This window comes from Salinicoccus sp. RF5 (assembly GCF_020786625.1).
Lineage (GTDB): Bacteria > Bacillota > Bacilli > Staphylococcales > Salinicoccaceae > Salinicoccus.
In genome coordinates this window covers 1152203-1166029 of record NZ_JAJGRC010000001.1, presented here as the reverse complement: position 1 = coordinate 1166029, position 13827 = coordinate 1152203, and the positions used below count along the sequence as shown (strand labels likewise).

Genomic DNA, 13827 nt, shown 5'->3' with positions numbered 1-13827 from the left:
CATATTCATGGGTAACTATAGAGAAAAGATTTTGGAAATGATCGGATCCGAAGATTATCGGCCGATGACAATGGACCAGTTCCAACAGGAACTGTCTGCATATGACTCCGAAGACTTCAAGGAAATGGTAAAAGAGATGGTTGCCCTTGAGGAGTCCGGGGAAGTCTACAGGACGAAGAAGGACAAGTACATGAAGATGAGCGAAACGGACCTCGTCAAAGGCAAGCTGTCCCTTCATAAGCGCGGCTTCGGCTTCCTGCGACCGGAAGACACCGAGATGGAGGACATCTTCATCCCGCCGAATGCCATCAATGGTGCCTTCGATGGGGACATCGTCCTTGTGGAAGTGCAGAAGCATTCGCAGGGGGACAACCAGGAAGGCGAGGTCACGACCATACTGACCCGGGGCACGACACGTGTTGTTGGGGAGTATCGTGCGAGCAAGCATTTCGGATTCGTCGTCCCCGATTCGAAGAAGGTCGTCGATGACATCTTCATTCCAAAGAACCAGAATCTCGGAGCGGTGGACGGCCATAAGGTGCTCGTCGAGATCACCAAATACCGTGAAGAGGAATCAAATCCCGAAGGTCACGTCATCCAGATACTGGGTCATAAGAATGACCCTGGAGTGGATATACTGTCCATCATCTTCCAGCATGGGATAGAAATCGAGTTCCCGGATGAAGTGATGAAGGCGGCAGAGGCTGCACCGGATACGATCAGTGGGGATGAGCTCAAAGGCCGTACGGACCTGCGTGATGAGTTCACGATTACGATAGACGGGGCCGATGCGAAAGACCTCGATGACGCGATCTCCGTCAAGAAGCTCGACAACGGAAATCATGAACTCATCGTCAGCATTGCTGATGTCAGCTACTATGTGGAGGAGGACTCCCCCCTCGATAAGGAAGCATATGAGCGGGGGACGAGTGTGTACCTGGTCGACCGTGTGATTCCGATGATACCGCACAGGCTGTCGAACGGTATCTGTTCACTGAACCCTGACGTCGACCGTCTGACGATGAGCTGTCGGATGGAAATTGACTCTGCGGGCAAGGTCGTCAACCACGACATCTTCCAGAGTGTCATCCATTCGGATCGCCGCATGACATATGACGCAGTCAACAACATGCTGGATTCCGGTGATGAAGCGTTGATCGCAGAATACAGTGACGTCTATCCGATGCTGCAGGAGGCTGAAGCACTGGCCAAGATACTCCGTGGCAGAAGGGAGCGGCGTGGTGCCATCGACTTCGACTTCAACGAAGCGCAGGTGCTCGTTGAAGCGGATGGCACCCCGGCGGATGTCGTCCTCCGTACACGTTCCGTCGGCGAGCGCATGATCGAGGAATTCATGCTTGCCGCCAATGAGACGGTGGCTGAACACTTCCACTGGATGGAAGTGCCGTTCCTCTACCGTGTCCACGAGGATCCAAAAGAGGAGAAGCTGCGCCAGTTCTTCGAATTCGTGACCAACTTCGGCATCATCGTCAAAGGGAAGGGCAACGAAATCCATCCGCGTGCGCTGCAGGAGATCATCGAAGAAGTTGAAGGCCGTCCGGAAGAGATGGTCATCAGTACATTGATGCTGCGTTCCATGCAGCAGGCAAGGTATGCGGAGGACAATCTTGGACACTTCGGCCTGTCGGCCGAGTACTATACGCACTTCACGTCCCCGATCCGCCGTTATCCCGACCTCGTCGTCCACCGGCTGATCAGAAAGTATCTGATCGAAGGGAAGACGGACCGGAAGACGATCAATGAGATCGATGCCGAGTTGCCTGATATCGCAGAGCACACTTCAAACAGGGAAAGAAGGGCCCAGGAAGCAGAGCGGGACACTGATGACCTGAAGAAGGCGGAGTATATGATCCAGCATGTGGGCGAGACGTACGAAGGTGTCATCTCCGGCGTCATGAACTTCGGCATGTTCGTAGAGCTGCCGAATACCATAGAAGGTCTTGTCCATGTCTCCTATATGACGGACGACCACTACCAGTACCAGGAGCGTCATATGGCACTGATCGGCGACCGTACGGGCACTGTCTACCGCATCGGGGACCCTGTCGAAGTGGAAGTGTTGAGCGTCAACCTCGAAGAGCGGCTGATCGACTTCAAGGTCGTCGGAATGCCTGAACGCCAGCCGAGGGAACGCAGGGACAAGCCTGTGCAGATCAAGGCCAAGTCCAAACCGAAGAACGGTGATAAGAAGCAGGATGGCAAGAAAAACTTCGATAAGGGCAAGACCAACAAGAAGCCATTCTACAAAGGCGCCAAAAAAAGTAAGAGGAAGAAGTAATTATGAAGAAGACACATGATAAACCCCTTGCACAGAACAGGAAAGCGAGCCACGATTATCATATTGAAGATACGATTGAAGCGGGCATCGAGCTCAGGGGGACCGAGATCAAGTCCATCAGACGGGGATCGGCCAACTTGAAGGATGCCTATGCGCGGGTCTACAGGGGTGAGATGTATGTGTACAACATGCACATCGCCCCCTATGAGGAGGGCAACCGCTACAACCACGATCCACTGCGGACACGCAAGCTGCTGCTGAAGCGGAAGGAGATCGACAAGCTGCAGGGACAGGTGCAGGAGGCAGGGTATGCACTGATTCCGCTGAAGCTCTACATCAAGAACGGTTTCTGCAAAGTGCTCCTTGGTGTCGGACGCGGCAAGAAGAAGTATGACAAGCGGGAAGACCTGAAGCGCAAGCAGATGAAACGCGACGTCGACCGCGCGCTCAAGGACCGTATGCAGTAGCATCCATCTTGATTTTCATTCCGGAATATGGTATTATATAGTATACGTCTCGAGAGGGATGTACCTTTTAATCCGGGGACGTTCCGGATTCGACAGGGGCTGTTTGAGCAACTTAAGCGTGCCGGAGGTATCGGCTCCGTCATAAACGATACTCAGTTAATAATAACTGGCAAACAAGATAACTTCGCAGTAGCTGCCTAAGAGCGCTCTGCATCATCCCATGACGTTTCCTGTGCGTCGTGACCGGATGATTCAACCTTAACAGGATACGCATCCGGTTCTTCCGTCTGGAGAACCGGGTGAAGAGATCAATCAGACTAGCATGGATCTGTGGTCCGTTCATTACCATCAGCCATGCGAAATTGAAAAATGGACTACGCACGTAGAAAGAGTTGTGCCAAAGTCTCTGGACGCGGGTTCGACTCCCGCCGTCTCCATATCTGCCTCCGGCCCATCATTGGGCCGGAGGCTTTTTGTGGTTCCGGCTAAAAGGATTCTGCAGTTCTTCAAATGAAAGAGGCGGCCAAAAAAACTACCGGATGAGGACAATTTTAAAATTCAGAATAATTATTGGATAAACTTATTGAAATCTGTTATTTTAGAGGCAGAAAACTTAAGAAAACAGAAGGGTGTGTGACTATGTACAAGGATATACTTCTGCCTTACGACTTTGGGAATTCCTTCAATAACGTACCAGAGCAATTGATCAAACTGACCGACAACAGCGAAGATGCGAAGATCACGATCTTCAATGTCATTCCGGAGAGCGAAATGGTGGATAACGTAAAGTATCAGGGCAAACATTTTCAGGAGATCATCCGCGATAAGGAGGAGAAGCTCAAACCTTTCCTCGAAGAACTGGAGGAACGGGGGTTGAACTATACGACCCGCTTCAGTAAAGGACGTGTGACGAACGAGCTTCTGAAGGAGATAAATGAAAACGATTATGAAGTTGTCGTCATGAGCAACAGGCGTTCAAAACGTGAGATCAAACATGTACTTGGACATGTCACACACAAAGTGGCAAAACGTGTCAACACACCGGTCCTGATCATCAAATAACGATTTCGAATTCCTTCCGACCCGGCTCTGCCACTTTCCGGGATTAGGAGAAGGGTCCATCGCACCGGCCTGCATCATCCATATGCAGGCTTTTTTTGGCCATAAAAGCAGAAGACACAGCTCAATTACATATGATTACGAGGCACAGGCAGATGATGGTAGGAAATATGGTACAGCCTTTCAGGAGGGGAGTGCTGATGAAGGATACAGGGGATTTGATATCTTCGCTTTTGGCTGCTGTCAGCGATTATGGGAACATAAACTTCAGCGATGGACATGTTGAAAGGTGGCTGGATCAGTTTCCTGCGGAACATCATAAGGTCATATTGAAGGAACTGGCAAATGTGTTGGGCAGGTCATATCTTTCTAGGATGGAAATGAAGCGGATGATAGGTGAAATCATATCAGATGCGAATATATTCCCGGATGGCGTGGAATCGGTTAAGTTCATGGATCCAAGACAGGCGGAAGGGGACCGGAAGATGATTCTGCAGATGTTCGATGAAGCCCTTTCTGAAGCATACGGCATTTTCATGTCTGAATGTGGGAAAGGAGAGGCTGCTTCATACATCTACATAGATGAAGCAATCTGGTCGGGTGGACGGTTCGTCGACGGACTGAGGAGATGGATGGCGACATTCGATGATTCCCAGTCCATAGAGAGGTTGGACATCATCGTTTTCGCTGTCCACACGAGGGATCTGGACTATATCACCGCACAAATGGAAAGGCTTCTGCCGCACACAAGAATATACCTGCGGCATTTCATCGAATTCAAAAACAGGCTGGATGATGCGAAGAAGGTTTACGAGGGCTATTGGCCTTCTTCAGGAATCGGCTATAATGAAGAAACCACCGACTACATCAGCCGTATCGTGAAGATGAGGTCCAATGTCCGGAATGAAGTAGTGCCCATACTGCGTAAAAGCGGACATCCAAAATCCGATGCATACTTTACAGGGGCTATGAATAGGAAGCTGGTGGAAAAGCTCTTCCTCGAGAAGGGGGTGGAAATCGTCAATCATATGATGAAGCCGGAAGTTTATATGAAGCCTCTGGGGTATGATGCTTCCAGGACACTCGGTTTCGGTTCATATTATATTTCACACTTGAATATTTCGGACCATTGTCCTCTTGTCATGTGGTGGGAGGAGGGTGGATGGTATCCTCTGTTTCCGAGGAAGGGGAACTTAGAAGCATGGATGTAAAAGCCTGCAGCCAACGGTTGCAGGCTTTTTATCATGGGTAGAATGGGAAGTAGGAGGGAAGGATATGAAGGAAAGGGGCAGAATGGAGCAGTTGTGGGCACATGAAAAATACCGGGTGATGTTCCACAGCCAGAAGCACTACAATGAAATCCGCGAAGTGCTGAAGGGTGCAGCTTCCTATGAGACGGTCGAAGAGCTGATCATGGAAGCAATCAAGGTCTCGCCAACTAAAGGATCCATGATGAATGCCATCGATCATATGTGGGGCTATTTCAGGAATTGCAGCGATGAGGATGAGAAGGCGGAGTACAGGAGGCTGAAGGAGCATCTTCTGGAAGGTGAAGTGGAGGCTGAAGCATTGCTTTACTTCCTGGCCGCCCTTTCAAAGAAATATGATGAACGGTATCTGCTCAATTCGTCGATTCTGGAATCATATATATAGCGCAAAATTTTATCCCGGAGGTATTATGACGGGATGATTTAATGTATAGTATAAGGACCAAGCATAGGGTGAATTTACAATTAAATAAAGGAATAAAGGGGACTTTGATGAACGCGGCAACAGTATTCGAAACGATTCGGGAAAACATTACTGGTTACAACGTGAGGGCAGAAATGCACAACCGGGGAGCAGTACAGGGCATTACTTCGATGTACCAGAACCTCGGGGAAGATCATATCTTCATGCTCAAAGCATCAAAAAATTCAGCCAAGTACCTTCAGGAGGCGATTTTGAGGAAACCGGCGCTCATCATCACAGATTTTGAAGAGGATGCCTTCATCGATTTCCATGATAAAGTCGCCATCTGCTATGTCGATGACTTCGCTGAGGTATCGATCAGGCTCGTCGAACTCTTCTATGGTGAGCATATCGGGAGAATGAAATATATCGCGGTGACCGGGACGAATGGCAAGACGACGACAAGCCATTTCATCGGACGCCTGCTGTCGGAACTCGGCTGTAAAGTGGCGACGGTTGGCACCCTCGGGGTGTTTGATGGCGCATACGAAAAGGTGGACTTTGCTCACACGACTCCGACCACTCCGATGCACTTCGAGTTTGCTGAAATCATCAAGTACTTTTCAACGAGGGAATATGATTATATCGTCTATGAAGCCACATCCATCGCCCTGGACCAGGGGCGGACGGGATTCATACGCAATGACCTGGCGGTATTCATCAATTTCAGTCCAGAGCATCTGGACTACCACAAGACGATGAGGCGGTATCTCGAGTCCAAACTGAGCCTGGCCGACCTGAGTGACGAGGTGCTCGTCAACATGGATGCCCCCGAATACCGGGTACTGGCGAAGGACAGGCATCAGTTTTCAGAAGACGAGGATACCTACTACCGCTATCAGACGGACATCGATCATATCGATATCCATGTAGGGGAGGTCCATTATGAAGTCAGACCCGGATTCCTCGGTGAGCATAACTACATCAACCTGGCGACGGGCATATTCGCTCTGCTGAAACTGGGTCATGATGTTGAAGCTGTGATCCATGCAGCGGCAAAAATATCTCCCCCGGTGCACCGTTTCGAGCTGTTTTCGGAAGGACAGTACCAATTCATACTGGATTTCGCCCACACACCGATCGCGACCAAGGAATCCATCATCAATGCGATGATATATGCAGAAAAGATGGAGAAGAAACTGATTGTCATGGTGACTGGAATTGGGATGAGGGGGTATCGTAAGATCAGAATGACGATGAGATTGATTCCTGAAGAACTGCATCATCTCGTGCTGGCTGCAGAGCAGGTCGGCTATGAAGATGAGGAGAAGATTGTCGGCATGATGCAGAAGCACCTGCCTCCATCATACGATGCTTCCAACACCACCACGGCATTATCACGCCAGGAGGGCATCATCCGGGCCATCGACCATGCTGGTCCGGATACGATCATACTGTTGACGGGCATCAATGAACCCCAGCACTATAGGGGGGATGTGATTGCCCACGATGACAGGCAATTCATCCTGCAGTATCTGGATGACTGCAGGAAAACATAAGAGGACACTTCCGGTCGGAAGTGTCCTCTCTACTATGATGAAATGGACTAGCCATTTGTCTTCTGTGCAAGTCTGACAAGTATTCCTGCCATCGTGTCCTTTTCGTCACTGCTGTCTGTAGCCTTCCAAAGTTCCTTCAGCACCTGTTCTTCACGGTTGCGTGGCTCTTCATTGGAAGCGAGGTAGTCTGCAACCCTTTTGGCAGCTTTGGCCAGCTGGTCTTCATCCATTCCGACCTTTTCACCCTTGCTGACCTGGTCTCCAAGGTAGTTGAGGAACTTGTTATAGCTCTCGAGGATCTCATCCTTGTTTTCCTGATCCATATTTTCAGCCTTTTCCTCGGGATTTCTCATTTCTTCATTACTCATATTCCATACCTCCTGCTGGTCAATATTAGTGGTAGTATACGCTAATGCCGACGGGAGTGGCATGATGAACGATGAAATTCAGAGTATGATGAATACTCTATTCATAAAATAGCCGTCCAACGCATGGGATAAACATGATCATTCAAAAAGCGGCTCAATCCATATTTTCAATGTATTCCTTTATGGCTGCCGCCTGGTTGTGCTCTTCATCCTTCGCTCCATACAGGAGTGTGACGTTATGGCCCTCGCTCTGTGCTTTTATTTCTCTGAGGGTCTCCTTATGGCCGTCGAGTTCCTTGAAGTACCTTTCCTTGAAGGTGTCCCACTTCCCGGGGTCATGATCGAACCATTCCCTGAGCTCCTTCGAGGGCGCCAGGGATTTGTACCATTCGTCGTGTGCCAGGTCCTCTTTGCTGACGCGCCTCGGCCAGATACCGTCGACGAGTATCCTTCTTCCATCCTGCTTCGATATATCATCATAAGCCCGCTTCATCTTCAGCATTTTCATCACCTCATTATGGTTGTCCCCATTGGATTAAGGGAATAAACAATATAGGAATTTTACATATATTCCATCCGGGTGATTGAATTTTCTTTAAACTTTCTATAATGTATATAAATAAAAAGAGATTGCGAGAGGGGTCCATATGAATATTAAAGGTGTAGAAATTGGAGCAGGGCAACCGAAGGTAGTGGTTTCTTTTACGAACCATTCCAAAGAGACGATCGATGAAGAAATCGAGTCGGCGCTATCCCACAAGGGGATATTCGACATCGTTGAAATCAGGAGTGATGCATTCGACGCATTGAGTCATGAAGAACACATCAACCTGGTCAACCACATCGTCGACGAAATGAAGGACTACCCGATCATCTATACGTACCGTACGCTGAATGAAGGGGGGAAAGGGCAGAAGACAGCGGCGGAGTACGAATCCCTGCTCGATGCTGTACTTGAACAGTGCAGCGTCGACATCATCGACATCGAATTCTTCAAATATGAGGATATCGTGGATAACCTTGTCCAGAAGGCGAAGGAGAAGGGTGTCGGCGTCATTCTGAGCCAGCATGACTTCAAGGATACCCCGCACTTTGATGAGATGATGGCGACATATATGAATATGTATGAACGGGGCGGAGACATACTGAAGCTTGCCTACAAGCCCTCAGATGGACGGGATGTGCTCAGTGTACTCAGCGCCGTCCATGACGCACGGGAAAAGTTCAACTGCCAGATAGTCGGGATTGCGATGGGCGAGATGGGCAGGATCACACGTCTTGCAGGCGGTGTATTCGGTTCCTGCCTGACATACGGGTATATATCCCATAAGGCGGCACCGGGGCAGATTCATGCCGAGGTCCTCAAGGAGAACTTGAAGATATTCGAATAGGCATAAGAAAAGCGTCCAACTTTGGACGCTTTTCTTGTGCTATATGCTTTTCTGAAGGAAATCCTTGACCGATTCGGGGGACTTCGCATCTGCAGAGTGGAGATGCGCGAGCTTCTCCCCATTTTGGAAGACGAGCAGGCTCGGGATGCCCATGACATCATTTTCATCTGCGGCTTCCGGCACTTCGTCACGGTTCAGTTCATACCAGTCGATGTGGCTGTATTCCTCAAGAATCGGATCGATGAACATGTTCATGCGTGTGCAGTCCGGGCACCAGTCGGCGAAGAACTTGATGACGATCTTGTCATCGCCCTGTATTTTCTTCCTGTAGTCGTCGTATTGTCTGATTGCTTCCATTATCTATCAGTGCTCCTTTAACAGTGTGATTGCCACCCATTTTACCATCTTTCAGGCCGAATATGAAACGGACAATCCGGTTCCGCTTGCAATGGGTGTTTATTTGCAAGTATATTATGTGTAGAAAACCTTCTGGAGGTAATGGATGATTACATTATATGAATACCCGAAATGCACGACTTGCCGTAAAGGGAAGAAGTTCCTGCAGGAAAATGATGTCGCTTTCGAGAGCATCGATATGGTGAAGCAGCCGCCGGCAGCCGCCACACTGGCCGAGATGGTGGATCGCTCGGGGAAGGATGTAGATGAATTCTTCAACAAGCGCGGCAAAAGATTCAAGGAACTGGAACTCAAGGAACGCCTGGATGAAATGACTAAAGAGGAGAAGCTCGAACTGCTTTCTACAGATGGCATGCTGATCAGACGTCCCCTCCTTTATGACGGCTCAGGTGTCACTCTTGGCTTCAAAGAGGACGAATACAAACAATTTATGAACGCTGAGAATTAGGCTTGCCTAAATAGTGCGAACTATGAGATTATATATGTGTATAAGAAAAGGAGGTTTTTGTCGTGGCAACACCAAAAGAATATAAGTATTCAGAAGATCATGAATGGATCAAATTTGAAGATGGCAAAGCGACTATCGGCATCACAGAATTCGCTCAATCCGAGCTCGGTGATATCGTATTCGTGGAGCTGCCTGCTGAAGGCGATGAAATCACTACCGGAGAATCATTCGGCAGTGTAGAATCCGTAAAGACGGTATCAGAGCTGTATGCACCGCTCAGCGGTACGGTAGTGGAAATCAATGAAGAGCTTGAGGATAGCCCTGAGCTTGTCAACGAATCTCCGTATGAAGAAGCATGGATGATCGTCATTGAACTGTCTGACGAATCACAGCTTGATAAACTGATGGATGCAGATGCCTACGATGAAATGGTGGATGCATAGAACCTGAAACTCTGGACTCTGTCTGGAGTTTTTTTAAAATATCATACCAGGGGTGATGGCAGTGTATTTTTCCGATAAAGTGCTCATTGTCGAAGGAAAGACGGATAAGCGGCGTATCGAAGAAGTATTGATAGAACCTGTACAGATCATATGCACCCATGGTACAATGGGAATCTCAAAATTGGATGAGATTCTCGATGAGCTGAATGGCTCCGACATCTATATCCTCTCCGATGCGGATAAAGAAGGCAGAAACATCAGGAAATGGTTCAAAAAACATCTGAGTGAAAGTACTCATATATATATTGATCCGAAGTTCGGTGAAGTGGGCCGCTGCCCACGTGACTACCTGGCAAACCTCCTTATGAGACACGATTTCTACGTAGATACAAGTCTGATCATGAAAGGTAAGTTCGGCAATGATGAAAGAATCAAGGACAATCGATATTACGAGCCGTATTCAATCTGAGGAAACATTCATACTCTATGGATATGCACCGATATGCGCCAACTGCCAGATTGCAGAACGCATGCTCGATATCGTTTCTGAGACGAAGGGGTTCTCCTATACTTCGATAGATCTGAATTATCATAAGGATCTTATTGAGGCCTACGAGGTCAGATCGGCACCTGCACTGCTGTTGTTCAGGGATGGCAGGCTCGTCCGTGAAGTTTACGCCTTCCAGTCCGTGCTCCATCTGTCGGAAGTCTTCGATGACTTCCTTGTTGACGGACAGTGATGCGGATGATAATATTATTGACAATCTAATAATACAACTCTTATCCAGAGTGGTGGAGGGAAGTGCCCGACGAAACCACGGCAACCGTCTTTATGACAAGGTGCCAATTCACTGATCAATCGATCGAAGATGAGAGGCTTATGGATAAAACCGGTGCCTGCTCAACTTTTGAGCAGGCTCTTTGTTTATCACGAGGAAAATGTTCGACTTTTCCAATATATAGGTCAGGGTGAAACATATGATTGATATAAAGAAGGCAACGAAAATATTCAAGACGAAGAACAATACAATCCAGGCTGTGGATGATGTCAATCTCCATATCAGGGAAGGGGAGATATTCGGTGTCATCGGCTATTCAGGTGCAGGGAAATCCACACTGATCAGGATGCTGAATGGCCTGGAACAGCCCTCTTCAGGGGAAGTGGTGATCGGTGACGATATCATCAGTGCCATGGGCCGGGCGGACCTGCTCAAGAAACGGCAGAAGGTCTCAATGATCTTCCAGCACTTCAACCTGCTCTGGTCCCGGACGGTAGCCGAGAACATCAGCTTCCCATTGGAGATAGCCGGCATACCGAAGAAGGAGCGTGCGCGCCGTGTAGCCGAGCTCGTGGATCTCGTCGGTCTCACGGGGCGCGAAGACAACTACCCAAGCCAGCTCTCCGGTGGTCAGAAGCAGCGGGTCGGCATTGCACGGGCACTCTCCAACAGGCCGGAAGTGCTTCTGTGTGATGAAGCGACGAGTGCGCTTGATCCCGAAACGACCGACGAGGTGCTCGATCTGCTGGTGAAGATACGTGATGAGATGGACCTCACCATCGTCCTCATCACCCATGAGATGCATGTCATCCGCAAAATATGCGATCGTGCGGCAGTGATGGAGAACGGTCGCGTCGTGGAGACGGGGCCGGTGATCAAACTGTTCCAGAACCCCGAGCACGGTGTGACGAAACGCTTCGTCAAGGACGACATCAACGATGAGGAGACGGCATTGTCATTCGAGGAGGTCAGGGAGATGTTCCCGACATCGAAGATACTCAAGCTCGGCTTCGTCGGTTCCCAGTCGAAAGCACCGATCGTCTCTCAGGTCGTCAAGAAGTATAACCTTGACCTGAACATCCTCTCGGGGAACATAAAGCGGACGAACAATGAATCATACGGCCACCTCTATGTTGCGATCGAAATTGATGACGCCGACCTTGAGGGCTTGAGGCAGGAACTGGCTGAACATGCTGTAACAGTGGAGGTGGAAGGATGAGCGAGTTCATCAATGCCTTCGCCGAAATGTTCTCATTCGAAAATGTCAAATGGGATGATGTACTGACGGCGACGAATGAAACCCTCTACATGACCGTCATCTCCACCGTATTCACATTCATATTCGGACTGGTCCTCGGCATCATCCTGTTCCTGTCGTCGAAAAGCGAACATGCAGCCAGCGCGCCCGTCTACGGCGTCACTGCATTCCTCGTCAATCTGTTCCGTGCGATACCATTCATCATACTGATCATCCTCCTCATCCCATTCACGAAAGTGCTGATGGGCACCATCATGGGGTCACAGGGGGCGCTGCCGGCACTGATCATCGGGGCGTCACCCTTCTATGCACGCCTGGTCGAGATAGGGCTTAAAGAGATTGATAAAGGTGTCATTGAAGCAGCTGAATCCATGGGCGCCAATACATGGACGATCATCTGGAAGGTGCTGCTTCCGGAATCTCTGCCGGCACTCATCTCAGGTATCACCGTCACCGCAATCATGCTTGTCGGATCCACAGCAATCGCCGGCGTCATCGGTGCAGGCGGCCTCGGCAACCTTGCATACATGGTAGGATTCACAAGAAACCAGAGTGATGTCACCCTGGTCGCAACTGTAGTAATACTGGTTATCGTCTTCATCATCCAGATTCTGGGTGACTTGACTGCGAAAGCGGTCGATAAGCGGTAATCTTCAATATAAAAATCAATCAGGAAAGAGGGAAAATGTAATGAAGAAGATTTTCTTGTTGCTCACCATTTCTATTTTTGCAGCTCTATTGGTCGCATGCGGCAACGGCGGATCGGAAGAGGCCGTCACCGACGACAGTGAAGAAAGCGAAGAAACAGCGGAGAACGCTGAAAATGAAGAGACTGAAGAAGCGGGGGGCACGATATCCATCGCAGCCTCTCCAGCGCCACATGCTGAAATCCTTGAAGAAGCGGCAACGGTTCTTGAGGAAGAGGGTATAGAACTCGATATTTCCATCGTCAATGACTACACGACGCCAAACCGTCTGCTGGCGGATGAGGAAGTGGATGCAAACTACTTCCAGCATACGCCATACCTGGAAACGGAAAAGGAATCCCATGACTATGACATCACAAGTGCGGGAAATGTACATATCGAGCCGATGGCCGTATATTCCCAGGACTACGACTCCCTTGAAGACCTGCCTGATGGATCGACGATCCTCGTGTCCAACAACCCCGCTGAAGAAGGGCGTTTCCTTTCATTTTTCGTAAATGCAGGACTGGTTGAAATCGAAGATGGCATCGACATTGAAGATGCGACTTTCGATGACATCACATCAAATGAAAAGAATTTTGAATTCGATAACCAGACTGCTCCGGAGCTGCTTGTCAGCATGTATGAAAATAATGAGGCGCCTGCTGTCATCATCAACTCCAACTTCGCACTGGACGGCGGACTGAGCCCGACGGAGGATTCCATCGTCGTTGAGGATGGCAACTCCCCTTACGCCAACCTTGTGGCAGTCCGCACCGGCGATGAAGAGCGCGAAGATATCCAGAAACTCATGGAAGTGCTCCAGGGTGAAGAAATCAAGCAGTTCATCGAAGAGAATTATGAAGGTGCAGTCATTCCAACAGAATAATGCAGGGCCCCCGGTTGTGGACCGGGGGTTTTTTACGATTAATATGTTTTAATTGAAAAAAATCCTGTCCTTTTTTCAATTGTCATGGAATGG

17 protein-coding genes, 1 other RNA gene and 1 riboswitch are annotated in these 13827 nt (G+C 49.2%); of the genes, 15 read left to right on the top strand and 3 right to left on the bottom strand.

Translation table 11 applies throughout. From position 1 onward, the window contains the following. The first annotated feature begins 7 nt into the window (after positions 1-7). The 7 genes from rnr to LLU09_RS06030 all read left to right on the top strand — a co-directional run bounded on the left by rnr (position 8) and on the right by LLU09_RS06030 (position 7055). Positions 8-2299 (top strand): ribonuclease R, encoded by a 2292-nt coding sequence (gene rnr / locus LLU09_RS06060; protein ID WP_228310949.1) that lies wholly within the window; start codon positions 8-10, stop codon positions 2297-2299. A gap of 2 nt (positions 2300-2301) precedes the next feature. Beyond that, positions 2302-2766 carry an SsrA-binding protein SmpB gene (gene smpB, locus LLU09_RS06055; RefSeq protein WP_040105080.1) on the top strand — a complete coding sequence of 155 codons (465 nt, stop codon included), beginning with the start codon at positions 2302-2304 and terminating at the stop codon, positions 2764-2766. Positions 2767-2840: 74 nt separating this feature from the next. Continuing rightward, positions 2841-3206: a transfer-messenger RNA gene (gene ssrA, locus LLU09_RS06050) on the top strand. Between the two features lie 199 nt (positions 3207-3405). Then, positions 3406-3828 (top strand): universal stress protein, encoded by a 423-nt coding sequence (locus LLU09_RS06045; protein ID WP_228310948.1) that lies wholly within the window; start codon positions 3406-3408, stop codon positions 3826-3828. Positions 3829-4025: 197 nt separating this feature from the next. Then, positions 4026-5036 (top strand): phosphoribosyltransferase-like anti-phage protein, encoded by a 1011-nt coding sequence (locus tag LLU09_RS06040; RefSeq protein ID WP_228310947.1) that lies wholly within the window; start codon positions 4026-4028, stop codon positions 5034-5036. A gap of 64 nt (positions 5037-5100) precedes the next feature. Continuing rightward, entirely contained in the window at positions 5101-5478 is a 378-nt protein-coding gene (locus LLU09_RS06035; protein WP_228310946.1) for a YbgA family protein, read from the top strand. Between the two features lie 107 nt (positions 5479-5585). Further along, positions 5586-7055, top strand: coding sequence for a Mur ligase family protein (locus LLU09_RS06030; RefSeq protein WP_228310945.1), 1470 nt, complete (start codon positions 5586-5588; stop codon positions 7053-7055). Positions 7056-7102: 47 nt separating this feature from the next. On the opposite strand, the gene LLU09_RS06025 is transcribed toward LLU09_RS06030, so the two are convergent. Together LLU09_RS06025 and LLU09_RS06020 are read right to left on the bottom strand one after the other, a co-directional pair. Further along, positions 7103-7423, bottom strand: coding sequence for a DUF3243 domain-containing protein (locus LLU09_RS06025; protein WP_228310944.1), 321 nt, complete (start codon positions 7421-7423; stop codon positions 7103-7105). A gap of 154 nt (positions 7424-7577) precedes the next feature. Next, entirely contained in the window at positions 7578-7925 is a 348-nt protein-coding gene (locus LLU09_RS06020; RefSeq protein WP_228310943.1) for a DUF488 domain-containing protein, read from the bottom strand. Between the two features lie 145 nt (positions 7926-8070). On the opposite strand from LLU09_RS06020, the gene aroD reads away from it, so the two are divergent. After that, positions 8071-8814: a type I 3-dehydroquinate dehydratase gene (gene aroD / locus LLU09_RS06015; protein ID WP_228310942.1), complete on the top strand. Its 744-nt coding sequence runs from the start codon at positions 8071-8073 to the stop codon at positions 8812-8814. Positions 8815-8853: 39 nt separating this feature from the next. Here the strand turns inward: aroD and LLU09_RS06010 are convergent, their stop codons facing one another. Continuing rightward, positions 8854-9171 carry a thioredoxin family protein gene (locus tag LLU09_RS06010; RefSeq protein ID WP_228310941.1) on the bottom strand — a complete coding sequence of 106 codons (318 nt, stop codon included), beginning with the start codon at positions 9169-9171 and terminating at the stop codon, positions 8854-8856. A 145-nt stretch (positions 9172-9316) separates the two neighbouring features. Here LLU09_RS06010 and LLU09_RS06005 point away from each other — a divergent pair, with 145 nt between their 5' ends. The 7 genes from LLU09_RS06005 (at position 9317) to LLU09_RS05975 (ending at position 13734) form a co-directional block, all read left to right on the top strand. Then, positions 9317-9679 (top strand): Spx/MgsR family RNA polymerase-binding regulatory protein, encoded by a 363-nt coding sequence (locus LLU09_RS06005; protein WP_228310940.1) that lies wholly within the window; start codon positions 9317-9319, stop codon positions 9677-9679. Positions 9680-9741: 62 nt separating this feature from the next. Next, positions 9742-10122 carry a glycine cleavage system protein GcvH gene (gene gcvH / locus LLU09_RS06000; RefSeq protein WP_228310939.1) on the top strand — a complete coding sequence of 127 codons (381 nt, stop codon included), beginning with the start codon at positions 9742-9744 and terminating at the stop codon, positions 10120-10122. A 61-nt stretch (positions 10123-10183) separates the two neighbouring features. Then, a complete protein-coding gene (locus tag LLU09_RS05995; protein WP_200887916.1) occupies positions 10184-10591 on the top strand; it encodes a toprim domain-containing protein in 408 nt (135 codons plus the stop codon). After that, positions 10542-10862: a thioredoxin family protein gene (locus tag LLU09_RS05990; protein WP_228310938.1), complete on the top strand. Its 321-nt coding sequence runs from the start codon at positions 10542-10544 to the stop codon at positions 10860-10862. The genes LLU09_RS05995 and LLU09_RS05990 overlap by 50 nt, the downstream gene beginning before the upstream one ends. A gap of 37 nt (positions 10863-10899) precedes the next feature. Further along, a riboswitch (SAM riboswitch) is annotated at positions 10900-10998 on the top strand. A 102-nt stretch (positions 10999-11100) separates the two neighbouring features. Continuing rightward, positions 11101-12120 (top strand): methionine ABC transporter ATP-binding protein, encoded by a 1020-nt coding sequence (locus tag LLU09_RS05985; RefSeq protein ID WP_228310937.1) that lies wholly within the window; start codon positions 11101-11103, stop codon positions 12118-12120. Next, positions 12117-12809, top strand: coding sequence for a methionine ABC transporter permease (locus LLU09_RS05980; RefSeq protein ID WP_271398556.1), 693 nt, complete (start codon positions 12117-12119; stop codon positions 12807-12809). Before LLU09_RS05985 ends, LLU09_RS05980 begins: the two co-directional genes overlap by 4 nt. A gap of 40 nt (positions 12810-12849) precedes the next feature. Next, entirely contained in the window at positions 12850-13734 is an 885-nt protein-coding gene (locus LLU09_RS05975; RefSeq protein ID WP_228310936.1) for a MetQ/NlpA family ABC transporter substrate-binding protein, read from the top strand. The last annotated feature ends 93 nt before the right edge of the window (positions 13735-13827 follow it).